The sequence below is a fragment of the Paractinoplanes ovalisporus genome, from assembly GCF_016834655.1.
Lineage (GTDB): Bacteria > Actinomycetota > Actinomycetes > Mycobacteriales > Micromonosporaceae > Actinoplanes > Actinoplanes ovalisporus.
The window spans coordinates 321,363-336,585 of the sequence record NZ_JAENHP010000008.1 but is presented as its reverse complement, the minus strand read 5'-3'; the positions used below and the strand labels follow the sequence as shown (position 1 = coordinate 336,585).

Annotated in this window: 14 protein-coding genes; 9 read left to right on the top strand and 5 right to left on the bottom strand. The window is 70.5% G+C overall.

The window, feature by feature from the left end; genetic code table 11:
• Window positions 1-50 precede the first annotated feature (50 nt).
• The 3 genes from JIG36_RS25810 (at window position 51) to JIG36_RS25800 (ending at window position 4,361) form a co-directional block, all read left to right on the top strand.
• Complete coding sequence (locus JIG36_RS25810; RefSeq protein WP_203378973.1) at window positions 51-1,031, top strand: hypothetical protein; 981 nt, start codon at window positions 51-53, stop codon at window positions 1,029-1,031.
• Window positions 1,032-1,306: 275 nt separating this feature from the next.
• Window positions 1,307-3,817, top strand: a complete 2,511-nt coding sequence (locus JIG36_RS25805) for a bifunctional FO biosynthesis protein CofGH (RefSeq protein ID WP_203378972.1) — start codon at window positions 1,307-1,309, stop codon at window positions 3,815-3,817.
• Window positions 3,818-4,103: 286 nt separating this feature from the next.
• The gene (locus JIG36_RS25800) at window positions 4,104-4,361 is read left to right on the top strand and encodes a WhiB family transcriptional regulator (protein WP_014688021.1); all 258 of its coding nucleotides are present in this window, start codon (window positions 4,104-4,106) and stop codon (window positions 4,359-4,361) included.
• Here the strand turns inward: JIG36_RS25800 and JIG36_RS25795 are convergent, their stop codons facing one another.
• Window positions 4,362-4,841, bottom strand: a complete 480-nt coding sequence (locus tag JIG36_RS25795) for a metallopeptidase family protein (protein WP_438870759.1) — start codon at window positions 4,839-4,841, stop codon at window positions 4,362-4,364.
• 207 nt (window positions 4,842-5,048) lie between these two features.
• On the opposite strand from JIG36_RS25795, the gene JIG36_RS25790 reads away from it, so the two are divergent.
• Window positions 5,049-5,417: a DUF3499 domain-containing protein gene (locus tag JIG36_RS25790; RefSeq protein WP_184953525.1), complete on the top strand. Its 369-nt coding sequence runs from the start codon at window positions 5,049-5,051 to the stop codon at window positions 5,415-5,417.
• 132 nt (window positions 5,418-5,549) lie between these two features.
• Here the strand turns inward: JIG36_RS25790 and JIG36_RS25785 are convergent, their stop codons facing one another.
• The 4 genes from JIG36_RS25785 to JIG36_RS25770 all read right to left on the bottom strand — a co-directional run bounded on the left by JIG36_RS25785 (window position 5,550) and on the right by JIG36_RS25770 (window position 9,977).
• Window positions 5,550-6,404: a polysaccharide deacetylase family protein gene (locus JIG36_RS25785; protein WP_203378971.1), complete on the bottom strand. Its 855-nt coding sequence runs from the start codon at window positions 6,402-6,404 to the stop codon at window positions 5,550-5,552.
• A gap of 357 nt (window positions 6,405-6,761) precedes the next feature.
• Complete coding sequence (locus tag JIG36_RS25780) at window positions 6,762-7,133, bottom strand: DUF779 domain-containing protein (protein WP_203378970.1); 372 nt, start codon at window positions 7,131-7,133, stop codon at window positions 6,762-6,764.
• A 3-nt stretch (window positions 7,134-7,136) separates the two neighbouring features.
• Entirely contained in the window at window positions 7,137-8,660 is a 1,524-nt protein-coding gene (gene adh, locus JIG36_RS25775; RefSeq protein WP_203378969.1) for an aldehyde dehydrogenase, read from the bottom strand.
• A gap of 33 nt (window positions 8,661-8,693) precedes the next feature.
• Window positions 8,694-9,977 carry a GAF domain-containing protein gene (locus JIG36_RS25770; RefSeq protein ID WP_203378968.1) on the bottom strand — a complete coding sequence of 428 codons (1,284 nt, stop codon included), beginning with the start codon at window positions 9,975-9,977 and terminating at the stop codon, window positions 8,694-8,696.
• 180 nt (window positions 9,978-10,157) lie between these two features.
• Here JIG36_RS25770 and JIG36_RS25765 point away from each other — a divergent pair, with 180 nt between their 5' ends.
• From JIG36_RS25765 to manA, 5 genes are all read left to right on the top strand, one after another.
• The gene (locus JIG36_RS25765) at window positions 10,158-11,537 is read left to right on the top strand and encodes a phosphomannomutase/phosphoglucomutase (RefSeq protein ID WP_203378967.1); all 1,380 of its coding nucleotides are present in this window, start codon (window positions 10,158-10,160) and stop codon (window positions 11,535-11,537) included.
• 42 nt (window positions 11,538-11,579) lie between these two features.
• A complete protein-coding gene (locus JIG36_RS25760; protein ID WP_203378966.1) occupies window positions 11,580-11,762 on the top strand; it encodes a Trm112 family protein in 183 nt (60 codons plus the stop codon).
• Window positions 11,762-12,988 (top strand): SIS domain-containing protein, encoded by a 1,227-nt coding sequence (locus tag JIG36_RS25755; protein WP_438870758.1) that lies wholly within the window; start codon window positions 11,762-11,764, stop codon window positions 12,986-12,988. Before JIG36_RS25760 ends, JIG36_RS25755 begins: the two co-directional genes overlap by 1 nt.
• A 35-nt stretch (window positions 12,989-13,023) precedes the next feature.
• Window positions 13,024-13,971, top strand: coding sequence for a cation diffusion facilitator family transporter (locus JIG36_RS25750; RefSeq protein ID WP_203378965.1), 948 nt, complete (start codon window positions 13,024-13,026; stop codon window positions 13,969-13,971).
• An 84-nt stretch (window positions 13,972-14,055) separates the two neighbouring features.
• Window positions 14,056-15,210 (top strand): mannose-6-phosphate isomerase, class I, encoded by a 1,155-nt coding sequence (manA, locus tag JIG36_RS25745; protein ID WP_203378964.1) that lies wholly within the window; start codon window positions 14,056-14,058, stop codon window positions 15,208-15,210.
• Window positions 15,211-15,223 lie beyond the last annotated feature (13 nt).

The following is a 15,223-nucleotide window of genomic DNA, read 5'->3' as shown; positions in this document are numbered from 1 at the left end:
GGCCGACTACCCTAAGCCGATCTCATTCCACATCCGTCCAGGGAGTTCCCGTGACCAGCCAACCGCAGCCCGCGCCGGGCGAGGGCAAATCGGCCGGCCAGTTCCTCCGTCCGCTGCGTGACCTCGCGGCGTACGCGCTTGTCGGCGCCCCCGCGCTGCTGCTCTTCGTGGCGGTCATCCGGCTGATCCCGGATGGCGAGAACCAGTTCGGCTACCGCACGCAGGACAGCTTCTATGGCTTCGTCAACACGGCGACCGTATTCATGCCGCTGGCCGCCGTGCTGCTCGCCCTGCTGGTGCAGCCGCGCCACCCGAAGGCTCAGCTGATCACGCTGATCGCCGTGGTCGAATACGCCGTCATGGCGCTCTTCGGGGTGCTGTTCGGCCTGCTGATCGGGCTGATCAACCACGCCAGCAACAACGGCGCGCGCATCGCGTTCGAAGAGCTGCTGGTGCGTGTCGCCTGGCTCGGGGTGCTCGGCGTGGCGGCCTATGCGGTCTTCCGGGTCTGGCAGGGCATGTTCCAGGTGCCCAAGCCCCAGCAGCAGCCGGGCGTCTACGGTCAGCCCGCTTACGGGCAGCCGGGCACCTACCCCGGTCAGCCGGGTTACGGCCCGCCGCCGCAGCAGCAGCCTCAGCCCGGTTTCGCCCCGGGCAGCTACCCGCCTCCGGGCGCGCCGCAGCAGTACGGCCAGCCGGTCCCCGGCGCTTACGGGCAGCCCCCGCAGCCGCAGCAGCCGCCGGCCTGGAACCAGCCGGCCGTGCCGATGCCGGCCTCGGCCCCGCCCGCGCACCCGGCCTCGGGCCCGCCCGGCCCGTACGCCCCGCAGCCGGGCGCACCCGCCCCGACCACGGCGTTCCCCGGTTCGCCGCAGCAGCCCGGTCCGGCGGCCACGACGGCGTTCCCGAACTATTCGGAGCCCACCCAGTCGGTTCCGCACACCCCGGCTCCCGGCAGCGACCGCACCGAGAAGATCTCGGACGACCGCCCGGGCTTCGGCCCGGCCGACGAGGACCCGCCGCGCCGGTAAAGGCGAGGACCGCCGCGCCGGTAGAAGCGAGGACCGCCGCGCCGGCAGAGCGGCTGAGCTGGCTGGTCAGCGCGGCCCGGCCGCGTCGGTAAAGCGGATCACCTGGCCGGTCGGCGCGGCCCTCCCGCGCCGGTCAAGCGGCTGACCTGGCCGGTCGACGCGACCGCGCCGTGCCGGCGAAGCGGGTGATCCGGCCGGTCCCTCGTGTTCTATGCCACTGCGGTTGCCCCGGGACGCCCGGGGCAACCGCACGTTTTCCGGCCTAGGCTGCTGGGGTGGCAGAGGTCAACACGGTCGATAACAAGCCCACCGAAGCGAGCATCCGGCGCGCCCTGCGCCGCGCCGCCGAAGGCAAGGCGGTCGACGCCGACGAGGCGACCGCGCTGCTGGCCGCGACCGGCGACCAGTTCGACGAATTGCTGACGATCGCCGGCAACGTCCGCGACGCGGGTCTGCGTGAGGCCGGGCGGCCGGGCGTGGTCACGTACTCGCGCAAGGTTTTCATCCCCCTCACGCGCCTGTGCCAGGACAGGTGCCACTACTGCACGTTCGCGACGGTGCCGCACCGGCTGCCGGCCGCCTTCCTCGAACGCGACGAGGTTCTCGAGATCGCCCGCCAGGGTGCCGCCCAGGGCTGCAAGGAAGCCCTGTTCACCCTGGGCGACCGGCCCGAGGAGCGCTGGCCCGCGGCCCGGCAGTGGCTCGACGAGCGCGGCTACGACTCCACCCTCGACTATGTGCGCGCCTGCGCGATCGCCGTGCTGGAAGAGACCGGGCTGCTGCCCCACCTCAACCCCGGCGTGATGAGCTGGGCCGAGCTGCAGCGCCTCAAGCCGGTCGCGCCCAGCATGGGCATGATGCTCGAGACCACCGCGACCCGGCTCTGGTCCGAGCCCGGCGGCCCGCATTTCGGTTCTCCCGACAAAGAGCCCGCCGTACGCCTCCGCGTGCTCGACGACGCCGGCCGCGTGGGCGTCCCGTTCACCACCGGCATCCTGATCGGCATCGGCGAGACCCCGGCCGAGCGGGTCGACGCGCTGTTCGCGATGCGCCGGGCCGCCCGCGAGTTCGGGCACATCCAAGAGGTCATCATCCAGAACTTCCGCGCCAAGCCCGACACGGCGATGCGCGGCATGCCCGACGCCGAGCTGCGCGAACTGGCGGCCACGGTGGCCGTGGGCCGCATCATCATGGGTCCGCGGGCCCGCATCCAGGCCCCGCCCAACCTGATCGACACCGAGTTCGCGCTGCTGCTGCGCTCCGGCATCGACGACTGGGGCGGCGTGTCGCCGGTGACCCCCGACCACGTGAACCCCGAGCGCCCCTGGCCCCAGATCGACCTGTTGCGCGAGCGGTCGGCCGCCGCCGGCTTCGAGCTGCGCGAGCGGCTGACGATCTATCCGGAGTACGTCCGTCGTGGCGCCGAGGGCTGGCTCGACCCCCGCCTGGCGGCCCACGTGGCGGCGCTGGCCGGTCCCGACGGGCTGGCCCGCGAAGACGCCGAGGTGGTCGGCCGCCCCTGGCAGGAGCCCGACGACGCGTACGGCTCGGGCCGGACCGATCTTTTCGCGACGATCGACACCGAGGGGCGCACGGGCGATCGGCGGTCCGATTTCGACCATGTCTACGGCGACTGGGACGAGGTGGCCGCGCACATCACGACCGAGGCCCCGTCGAGCCTTCCCCGCGACGTGCTGGCCGGGCTCAAGCTCGCCTCCACCGATCCGGCCAAGTTGCTGCTGCCCGAGAACGAGGACGCCGCGATGGCGTTGTTCAACTCGGACGGTGAGGCCCTCGACGAGCTGGCCCGCATCGCCGACGATCTCCGCAAGCAGGTCAACGGCGACGACATCACGTACGTGGTGAACCGGAACATCAACTTCACCAACGTCTGCTACGTGGGCTGCCGGTTCTGCGCGTTCGCCCAGCGCGAGAAGGACGCCGACGCCTACCGTCTCTCCGTCGAGCAGGTGGCCGACCGCGCCGAGCAGGCCTGGCAGGACGGCGCTTCCGAGGTCTGCATGCAGGGCGGCATCGACCCCAAGATGCCCGTGACCGCGTACGCCGACCTGGTGCGCGCCGTCAAGCAGCGTGTCCCCGGCATGCACGTCCACGCGTACTCGCCGATGGAGATCGTCACCGCGGCGGCCAAGGCGGGCGTCCCCGTGCGGGAATGGCTCGCCGAGCTGAAGGAGGCCGGGCTCGGCACCATCCCCGGCACGGCGGCCGAGATCCTGGACGACGAGGTGCGCTGGGTCCTGACCAAGGGCAAGCTCCCGGCCAGCGCCTGGGTCGACGTGGTCAGCACCGCCCACGAGCTGGGCATCCGGTCGAGTTCCACGATGATGTACGGGCATGTCGACCACCCGCGGCAGTGGCTCGGCCACTTCCGGGTGCTGGCCGGCATCCAGGACCGTACGGGTGGCTTCACCGAGTTCGTGGCGCTGCCGTTCATCCACACCAACGCGCCGATCTATCTGGCCGGCATCGCGCGCAACGGCGCCAGCTGGCGCGAGAACCGGGTCGTGCACGCGATGGCCCGTGTCCTGCTGCACGGACGCATCGACAACATCCAGTGCTCATGGGTGAAATTGGGGGATGACGGCACCCGGGTGATGCTCAACGGTGGCTGTAATGATCTTGGTGGCACCCTGATGGAGGAAACAATCTCCCGGATGGCGGGTTCCGAGCACGGATCGGCCCGCACGGTCTCCGAGCTGAAGGAACTCGCCGCGGCCGCGGGTCGTCCCGCCGTGGAGCGGACTACAACCTACGGTCGACGCTAGATCACAAAACGGGTTAAATTGGACTTATGCCAGTCGGACTGCGTTACCTTCCGGTGCTCCGGAGAGATATGGCAGGAACGGGACCACGGCGCGCCGAAGGCGCGCCGTGGAAACGGGCCTATTTATCAGGTTCGGCTTGACGACGCACGTCTTACACGCGTGTAATTTCGGTGGGGTTGTGAGCTGAAGCGCGCACAAATGTGAATTCAGCTCGCAAAAAACACGCTGCGTGCGTGGGGGGTCAGCGTCGGCACTGCTGCCGGCGCGGAAATTGGGAGGCACGCCGATGGAAGCGCAGGTTGAAGGGGTCGACCTGCTCGGGGACGCGCCCGAGTGGCAGGAACGGGCGCTGTGTTCGCAGACCGACCCGGAGGCCTTCTTCCCGGAGAAGGGTGGGTCCACCCGGGAGGCGAAGCGGATCTGCGGTCGCTGTGAGGTCAAGGCCGAGTGCCTGGAATACGCACTGGGCCACGACGAGCGGTTCGGGATCTGGGGTGGACTGTCCGAGCGCGAACGCCGCAAGCTGAAGCGGCGCGTGGCCTAGTCAGGACAGCTCGTCCGGATCCACCCCGAGCAGGTTGGCGACCTGCTCGATGATCACATCGTGGACGAGGTCGGCGAGGTCCTCGCGGTCCATCGCCCGGAATTCCAACGGCCGCCGGTAGAGCACGATCCGGGGGGGAAGCTCCTGCCGGCCGGGACGACCGGGCAGCAGCCGGGCCAGCGGCACCTCGCCGTCCTCGAGCACGTCGGAGTCGTAGACGTTGAGCTCGGGCGGCACGTCTTCGACGGCGAACTCGACGCCGGCCAGCTCTTTGGCGTAGCGCCGCTCGAGCTGCTCGACCGTGTCGAGCACCAGGTCGTCGAAGATCTCCGCCTTGGTGCGGGCCAGGGGGACCGTGGCCGGAACCAGCCGGCCGCGCAGGCCCCGGCCGTGCCGGTCACGACGCGCGGGATGCCCCGGGCCGGCCTTGCGCGCCGCCCGGGACGGATCGGTTCGGCGGCGTTCAGGACTGGTGGTCACTCGGCAACTCTAGTCCTCCGACGGTGTGACACGGCGTCAGTGCGGTTGCGGCGTTGTTGATTCGCCCCAACGGGGACTTACGCCGGTAATTCGCCCCATCGAGGGCGGCGTGTCGGACGACCATGACCGAATCGTGATGCATCGTGGGTCGGCGTGTCGCGGGGCTTCCACGCCCCGTGCGGGCGTCCGGAGCGATAACGTGCCGCCGTGAGGTCACCACGGCGCTGCTCCCGGAACGGCTGTCCCCGACAGGCGGTCGCCACCCTGACCTACGTCTACAGCGACTCCACGGCGGTCGTCGGCCCCTTGGCGGCCTTCGCCGAACCCCACACGTACGACCTGTGTGAGCCGCACGCCCGCAGCCTCACCGCCCCCCGAGGCTGGGAGCTCGTCCGGCACGACGGCGATTTCGCCCCGCCGCCGCCCACCACCGACGATCTGGTCGCGCTCGCTGACGCCGTACGCGAAGCCGCCCGTCCGCCCGCCCCGCCCCCGCGCACGGACGACGAGGAACGCATCCCCGGCCATCAGACAGGCCGCCGAGGCCATCTACGGGTAATCCCGCCCTCTCACTAGAAACCCCGGGCTCAGAAGCAGACAGGCCGCCGAGGCCATCTACGGGTAATCCCGCCCTCTCACTAGAAACCCCGGGCTCAGAAGCAGACAGGCCGCCGAGGCCATCTGAGGGTCATCCCGCCCTCCCACTAGCTAGGGCAGCGCCACGAGCGTGTAGCGCTTCTTCAGCCACGGGATGAGCTTGCGGTACGCCGCGATCGTGTCGGGCTGCGCGTAGTCGTGCGACAACACGATCGCGCCCGGCCGGCAGTGCTTGGCGACGCTGGAGATCACCTTGGCCTGGTGGGCCGCGCTGGTCTCGCCCTTGCGGTGGCTCCAGTCGCGCGGGTCGACCTGCCAGTAGATCGAGGTCATGTGCATCTGGTCGGCCACCGCCACCAGCCGCGGCGTGAAGTTGCCGCCGGGGGCCCGGAAATACTTGATCTTCGCCTTGGGTGCGGCCTTGAGGATCGCCGCGTTGGTGCGCTGCAGGTCGGCCCGGATCTTGGCCGCCGGGTCCTTGCCCAGCTTCAGGCTGTGGTTCCAGGTGTGGTTGCAGAGTGTGTGCCCGCCCGCGACGATCTTCCGCACCAGTTCGGGGTGCCGGGCCGCGTTGCTGCCGACCAGGCAGAAGGTGGCCTTCACGTGGTGCTGGGCCAGCAGCTTGAGCAGCTTCGGCGTCTCGGCCGGGTCGGGGCCGTCGTCGAAGGTCAGCGCCACGCCCTTGGTGCCGGTGAGCGTGTGACTGCCGGCCGGACCGCCGTACCGCGCGTTGACGGCCGGCTTGGCGGCCGGCGTCGTCTTCGTCGGCTTGGGTTTCGGTTTCGGCTTCGGTTTTTCGGTCTGGACGGGAGCCGGGGGAGTGGAGGCGGGCGCGGAGGCCACCGGGGCCTTGGCCAGCCGGCCGTCCTGCGGCTTCGTCGTGTCGGCCGAGGCGCGCCCGGTCACCCCCACGACGAGCATGAGGACACCGACCAGGATCGCCTTCCTGGCGCGCGACAACCGCATCACAGCCTCCCTGTACCGTCCGGCTGCCGACATTGCCGCCCGGAAGCCGCGTCTCGCCACTTCCGGGCGGGATTCGGCACGGTCAGGGGAGTCGTCAACCGGCCGTTCGTCGCCCCTTTGGACCGATTTGAACACCCTGCGGGTGAGGGTGATTGCGCGCTGGTCCAGCGTGTGCAGGGCGGTCAGGATCTGGTCGGTCGTGGGCCGGCGGGGGGCTCGCACTGGTGATACCTCGGAGGGTCGGGGTCTCGGTCGCGTGCCGGCGACGAAAACCGCCGCCGTCCCCCATTGATACGGGACGGCGGCGGTCAACGGATCAGATTGTGTCCAGGATCAAATGATCCTCAATAGGTCCGATCAGGATAATTCGGCGATCTCCTGCTCGGTGAGCAGGCGCGAGCGGATGAGGAACCGTACGCCCTCGGGCGCCTCCAGCGAGAAGCCGGCGCCGCGCCCACGGACCACGTCCACCGTCAGATGGGTGTGCTTCCAGAGCTCGAACTGCGAGGCCGACATCCAGAACGTGATCGGTTCGTCCACTCCGTCGATCTTCAGCGACTCGAGCAGGACGTCCGACTGTCCGGTGCGGAACTCACCCTCCAGATAGCACATCGGCGAGCTGCCGTCACAGCATCCGCCGGACTGGTGGAACATCAACGGACCGTGCTGCCCCCGCAGCTGCCGCATCAGATCGGCAGCGGCGGGAGTCACGTCAACCCGGGAAGCCATGGCCTAGAAGAAGCCCATCGCCTTGGGGCTGTACGACACCAGCAGGTTCTTGGTCTGCTGGTAGTGGTCGAGCATCATCTTGTGGTTCTCGCGGCCGATGCCCGACTGCTTGTAACCACCGAACGCGGCGTGCGCCGGGTAGAGGTGGTACGAGTTCGTCCACACCCGGCCCGCCTTGATCGCACGACCGGCCCGGTACGCGGTGTTGATGTCCCGGGTCCACACGCCGGCGCCGAGGCCGTAGAGCGTGTCGTTCGCGATCTTGATGGCGTCCGCGTAGTCGGCGAACGAGGTCACCGACACGACCGGCCCGAAGATCTCCTCCTGGAAGATCCGCATCGAGTTGTTGCCCTCGAAGATCGTCGGCTGCACGTAGTAGCCGCCGGACAGGTTGCCGCCGAGGTCGGCCCGGCCGCCGCCGGTGAGCGCCTTCGCGCCCTCCTGCCGGCCGATGTCCAGGTAGGACAGGATCTTCTCGAGCTGGTCGTTGGAGGCCTGCGCGCCGACCTGGGTGTCGGTGTCCAGCGGGTTGCCCTGCTTCAGGTTTTCCACCCGCTTGACGCCGGCGGCCAGGAAGTCAGGGTAGATGCTCTGCTGGATGAGCGCGCGCGACGGGCAGGTGCAGACCTCGCCCTGGTTGAGCGCGAACATCGAGAAGCCCTCGAGCGACTTGTCGTAGAAGTCGTCGTCGAGCCGGCTGACGTCCTCGAAGAAGATGTTCGGGCTCTTGCCGCCCAGTTCGAGGGTGACCGGGATCAGGTTCTCCGAGGCATACTGCATGATCAGGCGGCCGGTGGTGGTCTCGCCGGTGAACGCGACCTTGGCGACCCGGTTGGACGAGGCGAGCGGCTTGCCGGCCTCGACACCGAACCCGTTGACGATGTTGAGAACGCCCGGCGGGATCAGGTCGGCGATCAGCGACACCAGATAGTGGATCGACGCCGGGGTCTGCTCGGCCGGCTTCAGCACGACCGCGTTGCCCGCGGCCAGGGCGGGGGCGAGCTTCCAGACCGCCATCAGGATCGGGAAGTTCCACGGGATGATCTGCGCGACCACGCCCAGCGGCTCGTGGAAGTGGTAGGCGATCGTGTCGTCGTCGATCTCGCCCGCCGTGCCCTCCTGGGCCCGGATGGCGCCGGCGAAGTACCGGAAGTGGTCGATCGCCAGCGGGATGTCGGCCGCGAGGGTCTCCCGTACGGGCTTGCCGTTCTCCCAGCACTCGGCGACCGCGAGCTTCTCGAGGTTCGCCTCCATCCGGTCGGCGATCTTGTTGAGGATGTTGGCGCGTTCGGCGGTCGAGGTGCGGCCCCACGCGTCGGCGGCGCCGTGTGCGGCGTCCAGCGCCTTCTCGACGTCCTCGGCGGTGCCCCGGGCCACCTCGCAGAAGTCCTCACCGGTGACGGGGCTGGGGTTGGCGAAGTACTGACCCTTCGCCGGAGGCACGTATTCGCCGCCGATGAAGTGGTCGTAGCGGGATTCGTAGTTGACGATGGCGCCGTCGGTGCCGGGCGCGGAATATACGGTCATGCCTGCCTCCGTACCAATGGGGTACGGGCGACGTTAGTTACGCGGACGTTGCACAGACGTTGCAACTCCGAGTTCGCGTTGAAGTTCGCGAATGCGGGCCATCGCCAAGGGGCGGGCCGGGGCGTTCGGGGGCAGGAGCTGGGCGTACGCCTCCCAGATCTCCAGGTCGTCGGCGCCCCACGGCGAGTGCAGCCACCTCTGCAGCAGACCCCGGTCACGCGCGTTCAACAGGGCCGCCCGCAGCCGGTCGTCGACGAGCCGGCGCAACCTGATCACGCCCGGGGCATCCGAGAAGGGCAAGAGCGGTCCCGCGTACGCCTCCAGGGCCTCCGCCGGACGTCCGTGCTCCAGCAGCCGCACCACCGTACGGAAATCGGGCTCGACGTCGGCGCGCAGCCGATAGGGCCGTGACTCCATCAGCTCGGGGCCGAGCGTGCGGCGCAACCGTGACAATTCGGCGCGTACGGTCACCGGGCTCGCGTCGTCGCCGTAGAGCCCGACACCGAGTTCGTCGCCGGTGCTGCCCTCGGGGTGGGCCAGCAGCAGCACGAGCAGCTCGGAGTGGCGCCGGCCCAGACGCCACTGCCGCCCCTCGAAGGTCAGGATGGCCTCGTTGCGCCCGAGCGCGGCGACCGAACCCGCAGTCGCGGCGGTGCTGAGATGCCCGCGCAGATAGGCCTCGGCCGCGAGCGCGGTGGCCCGTACGAGGGCCAGGCTGTGGGGGTTGGCCAGATGATCCCCGCCGGTCACGTCGATCGCACCCAGCAACCGGCCGGTGGACGGGTCGTGGATGGGGGCGGCCGCGCACGTCCAGCGCTGCACCGGACGACTGAAATGCTCGGTCGCGAAGATCTGCAGCGGGTGGTCGATCGCGAGGGCCGTGCCCGGGGCGTTGGTTCCGGCGTGCGCCTCGTCCCACCGGGCGCCGGGCACGAAGTTCATCGCCTCGGCCCCGCGCAGCACCTTGGCCGTTCCTTCGACCCAGAGCAGGCGCCCGTACGCGTCGCAGACCGCCATCAGGTGCTCCCCGTCCTCGGCGAGGCCGCCCAGCAGGTCGCGGAAGATCGGCAGGACGCGCGCGAGCGGGTGGGCCGCCCGGTAGGACTCGAGGTCGGTGTCGCTCAGGTCGATCGGCGCGGTCGCGTCGGGGCTCGGCAGCGCCACGGCCGAGCGGCGCCAGGAGTCGGCCACGACCGCCCGGATCGCCGGACCGGAGGCGGTTTCCCCGGCCACGAACCGTTCGTGGGCGCGCCCGACCTGCCGGATCCGCTCGACGGGATCGACGCCGGCGTCGAGAGCGAGCCACGGATTGGCCAAGGAGACACCTCCAGCCACCATCGTGACCCGCATCACGGCCGTCGACAAGCGCTGTTCGGCTGGGAGTGTTCATCGCGATCGGATCACGTAACAGTGACGCCTCCTCGTTGCCACCTTGTCGTCTTCGCGCCTCCGCTACTCTCGGCCCGAAACATCGGTTGCAGTGCCGAAGGGGGCGCAGTGTCTGACCTGTCCAAGCTTGTCAAGGCGTACGACGTCCGGGGCATCGTCCCCGATCAGTTCGACGAGTCGATCGCCCGGGCTCTGGGCACGGCGTTCGTCGAGATGCTGCGCGAGTCCGGCGACAACGCGGACGAGATCGTCATCGCCCACGACATGCGCGAGTCCGGCCCCGGCCTGGCCGCCGCGTTCGCCCGCGGCGCCAACGCGGCCGGTGCGGCCGTGGTCAACGTCGGCCTGGCCTCGACCGACGGGCTCTACTACGCGTCCGGCGCGCTCGGCCTGCCCGGCGCCATGTTCACCGCCAGCCACAACCCCGCGCAGTACAACGGCATCAAGCTGTGCCGCGCGGGCGCCAAGCCGGTCGGTCAGGACAGCGGCCTGGCCATCGTCCGGCAGCGGGCCGAGGCCCTGCTCGACGACCTGAACGCCGAGGCCGACGGGCCGGCCCGGGTCGAGGTCCGTGACCTGCTGGCCGACTACGCGCAGCACCTGCGCTCGCTGGTCGACCTCTCGGCGATCCGGCCGCTCAAGGTGATCGTCGACGCCGGCAACGGCATGGGCGGCTACACCGTTCCGGCCGTGCTCGGCGACCAGGTGCTGCCGGCGCTGCCGCTCGAGATCGTCCCGCTCTACTTCGAGCTCGACGGCTCGTTCCCCAACCACGAGGCCAACCCGCTCGACCCGGCCAACCTGGTCGACCTGCAGAACGCGATCCGCGAGCAGGGCGCCGACATCGGTGTCGCGTTCGACGGCGACGCCGACCGCTGCTTCATCATCGACGAGAACGGCGACCCGGTCTCGCCGTCGGCCGTCACCGCCCTGGTCGCCCGGCGCGAGCTGGCCAAGTTCCCGGGCAGCACGATCATCCACAACCTGATCACCTCGGTCGCCGTCCCCGAGATCATCCGGGAGGCCGGCGGCACCCCCGTCCGCAGCCGGGTCGGCCACTCGTTCATCAAGGCCGAGATGGCTCGGACGAACGCGGTCTTCGGCGGCGAGCACTCGGCCCACTACTACTTCCGCGACTTCTGGTTCGCCGACACCGGCATGCTGGCCGCGATGCACGTGCTGGCCGCGCTCGGCGGGCAGGACCGGCCGCTGAGCGAGTTCGCCGCGGAATATGAGCGCTACACCGCCTCCGGCGAGATCAACTCCACCGTCGAGGATGCCGCGGCCAAGGTCGCCGAGGTGCGGGCGGCCTTCGCCGACGCGACGTTCGACGAGCTCGACGGCCTCACGGTGACCCTGCCCGACGGGGCCTGGTTCAACCTGCGCGCCTCGAACACCGAGCCGCTGCTGCGCCTGAACGTCGAGGCCGCGAAGCCGGACCGGATGGCGACCCTGCGGGACGAAGTGCTGGCGATCGTCCGCAGTTAGGATCGTCTCGTTCCGCTCGTCTGTTATGTAAGGAGCCGTCTGGTGGCCCTCGATCCGCAGCTGTTGGACATCCTGGCCTGCCCGGACACGCATCACGCGCCGCTCACCCACGACGCCGACGCGCAGACCCTCACCTGCACCGAGTGCGGGCGGATCTTCGAGGTCCGCGACGACATCCCGGTGCTGCTGCTCGACGAGGCGCGCCGTCCCGGGGAGAAGGCCTGATGGCGGGCCCCCTGGAGGGTGGCGCGTCCGGCGTCCACGGCCACCGGCAGGCCGACGAGTCGTTGCTCGACGACGAGAAATCGATGCTCGGCAACGACCCGGGCGGCATGCTCCGGGCCACGGCCTCGGCCGGCGCCCAGGTGCGTGAGGCGGCCGCGCTGGCCGCCGAGACCGACCTGAGCATGCTGGCCGACGAGGGCCGCCCCCGCGCGGTCGTCGTCGCCGGCATCGGCACGGCCGGGCTGACCGGCAGCATCCTGTCGACCGTGGCCGGCCCGCGCTGCCCGGTTCCGATCATCGGGCACCGCAGTCCCGGCCTGCCCGGCTGGGTCGGCGCGGCCGACGTGGTCATCGCCGTCTCCGCTTCCGGCCGCAGCCCCGAGGCCCTGGCCGCGGCCGAGGCGGCCGCCCGCCGCGGCGCCCGGCTGGTCGCTGTCGGCAACCCCGACTCCGAACTCGAGGCGATGGCGGCCCGCGCCCGCGCCCCGTTCTTCCCGGTGCCCCGGCGCGCGCCCGCCCGCGCGAGCCTGTGGGGCCTGGCCGTGCCGGTGCTGCTCGCCGCCCGTGCGATCGGCCTGGTCAAGGTCAACGAGGCCGACCTGGCCGAGACCGCGACCCGGCTCGACGCCGACGCCGAGCGCTGCCGCCCCGGCGCCGACTCGTTCGTCAACCCGGCCAAGGCGCTCGCGCTCGGCCTGGCCGGCTCGATCCCGATCGTCTGGGGCTCGTCCCCGCTGGCCACGGTGGCCGCCCGGCGCTTCGCCGACACCCTCGCCGCCAACGCGCGCTACCCGGTGATGGCGGGCGCGCTGGGCGAGGCCGGCCGGGGCCGGGTGGGCCTGCTCGACGGCGTGTTCGGCGGGCTCGCCGAGTCGTCGCGCGACATCTTCGCCGACCCCGACGCCGACGAGACCGGTGCGACCCGGCTGCGGCTCGTGCTGTTCCGTGACGGCGGGCTCAACCCCGAAGACGACGCGGACGAGCCGATCGCCGTCGAGGAGCGCCGCGCCGACGCCGTGCAGACCCTGGCCGAACGCCGTGGGGTGCGCTGCGACGTGCTGACCGCCGAGGGCGGCTCCGCGCTCGAACGGCTCGCGTCGCTCACCGCCGTGCCCGACTTCGCCTCGCTCTATCTCGCGCTCGCGCACGGGCTCGACCCGATGGCCGTGCCCGCGATCAGTGAGATGAAGGAGCTTTCGAATCCGCTGCCCGAGGGAATGCAGTGACCGATCTTGTCTTCCCGTCACTGCGGAGTGAGTAAATGAGTGCTGAGGGTGGCACAAGGGCGATCATCGCGGCGCTGTCCGCGAACCTGGGCATCGCCGTCACCAAGTTCATCGCCTGGCTGCTGACCAGCTCGTCGTCGATGCTCGCGGAGTCGATCCACTCGGTCGCCGACTCGGGCAACCAGCTGCTGCTGCTGATCGGCGGCAAGCGGTCGCAGCGCCGGGCCACCCCCGAGCACCCGTTCGGCTTCGGCCGTGAGCGCTACGTGTACGCGTTCATCGTCTCGATCGTGCTGTTCACGGTCGGTGGCCTGTTCGCGCTCTACGAGGCGTACCACAAGATCCAGCACCCGGAGCCGATCGAGAGCTGGCAGTGGGTGCCGATCGTGGTCCTGGTGATCGCGATAGGGCTGGAGGGCTACTCGTTCCGTACGGCGATCAAGGAGTCGAACCACACCCGGGGCAAGGCCTCCTGGGTCGACTTCGTACGCCGGGCCAAGGCCCCCGAACTGCCGGTCGTGCTCCTCGAGGACTCGGGCGCCCTGCTCGGCCTGATCTTCGCGTTCTTCGGCGTAGTGCTCACCCTGATCACCGGCAACGGCATCTGGGACGGCATCGGCACCGCGGCGATCGGCCTGCTGCTGGTGGCGATCGCCGCGGTCCTGGCCGTCGAGACCAAGAGCCTGCTGATCGGCGAGGGCGCGAGCCCCGAGGCGACCCGCCAGATCGAGCAGGCGGTGCTGGCCGGCGAGGGCATCGAGCGCATCATCCACATGAAGACGCTGCACCTCGGGCCGGAGGAACTGCTGGTCGCCGTCAAGATCGCGGTGCCCTCGTCGGAACGCGCGGACGAGGTGGCCCGGCACATCGACGAGACCGAGAAGCGGATCCGCGACGCGGTCCCGATCGCCCGCGTGATCTACATCGAGCCCGACATCTACCGTCCCGCGGACGCGTCCACCCCGGCCGCGGCCCCCGCATGATCCACATCGAGCTCGACATTTATCGGCCCGCCTCGGCGCCTGCTTAGCCTCCCACTCAAACCGGACAAAAGGTAAAGTCGTGTCATGAGCGTCTATCCGCTGACCGGGAACGTCCGCCCGTACGCCTGGGGTTCCCGCACCGTCATCGCCGAGCTTCAGGGCCGCCCCGCGCCGACCGCTCAGCCCGAGGCCGAACTGTGGCTGGGCGCCCACCCCGGCGACCCGGCCACGGTCACCGGCCCCGACGGCCCGGTCAGCCTGGAGGCGCTCATCGCCGACAACCCGAAGGGCCAGCTCGGCGGTCCCGTCATGGAGGCGTTCGGCCCCCGGCTGCCGTTCCTGCTCAAGGTGCTGGCGGCCGAGACGCCGCTGTCGCTGCAGGCCCACCCCGACCCGGAGTACGCGAAACTGGCGTACGCCCGTCAGGAAGCCGACCCGAGCCTGCCCCGCAACTACACCGACCCCAACCACAAGCCGGAGATGCTGGTCGCGATCACGCCGTTCGAGGCGCTGTGCGGCTTCCAGTCACCGTCGTCGGCGGCCGACGAGATCGAGGCGTTCGGCATCGCGTCGCTGGCCCCCGTCGTCACGGCGTTGCGCGGGGGAGACCTCCGTACGGCCGTGCAGACCCTGCTCACCTGGCCCGAGGACGACCGCGCCGCCCTGGTCGAGGCGGTCGTGGAGTCCGGCCAGTCGGAGCTGGCGTCGCACCTGGCCGGGCACTACCCCGGCGACCCCGGCGTGCTGGTGGCGCTGTTGCTCAACCACGTACGGCTGGCACCCGGCGAGGCCATCTGGATGCCGGCCGGCAACCTGCACGCCTACCTGAAGGGCGCCGGGGTCGAACTGATGGCCGCTAGCGACAACGTGCTGCGGGGCGGCCTGACCCCGAAGCGCGTAGACGTCGGCGAGCTGCTCAACGTGCTGCGCTTCGAGGTCCTCGACGACCCCATCCTGCCCAGCACTTCCTTGGCGCCCGGCATCTCGACGTGGAAGGTGCCGGTCCCCGACTTCGAGCTGTTCCGCATCGAGCTCGACGGCACCCGCGCCCCCACCGAGGTCCCGGTGGGCGGCCCCCGGGTCGTCCTCGGCATCAAGGGCGACACGTTCGTGGGCGAGGCCGTCGACGGCACGCCGGTCGAGCTGACCCCTGGCACGGCGGCGTTCGCTCCCGCCGACGCCGGCGTCATCAAGGTCGCCGGCACCGGCCAGGTCTTCGTAGCAGCCGTCCCCGCCTAGCGCGTGGTTATCC

What these genes read in the sequence shown, in the direction of transcription:
- JIG36_RS25800 (WP_014688021.1), top strand. Translation starts at nt 4,104, where the DNA reads ATGGAAGCGCAGGTTGAAGGGGTCGACCTGCTCGGGGACGCGCCCGAG.
- JIG36_RS25785 (WP_203378971.1), bottom strand. Translation starts at nt 6,404, where the DNA reads ATGCGGTTGTCGCGCGCCAGGAAGGCGATCCTGGTCGGTGTCCTCATG.
- JIG36_RS25780 (WP_203378970.1), bottom strand. Translation starts at nt 7,133, where the DNA reads ATGGCTTCCCGGGTTGACGTGACTCCCGCCGCTGCCGATCTGATGCGG.
- adh (WP_203378969.1), bottom strand. Translation starts at nt 8,660, where the DNA reads ATGACCGTATATTCCGCGCCCGGCACCGACGGCGCCATCGTCAACTAC.
- JIG36_RS25755 (WP_438870758.1), top strand. Translation starts at nt 11,762, where the DNA reads ATGGCGGGCCCCCTGGAGGGTGGCGCGTCCGGCGTCCACGGCCACCGG.
- JIG36_RS25750 (WP_203378965.1), top strand. Translation starts at nt 13,024, where the DNA reads ATGAGTGCTGAGGGTGGCACAAGGGCGATCATCGCGGCGCTGTCCGCG.
- manA (WP_203378964.1), top strand. Translation starts at nt 14,056, where the DNA reads ATGAGCGTCTATCCGCTGACCGGGAACGTCCGCCCGTACGCCTGGGGT.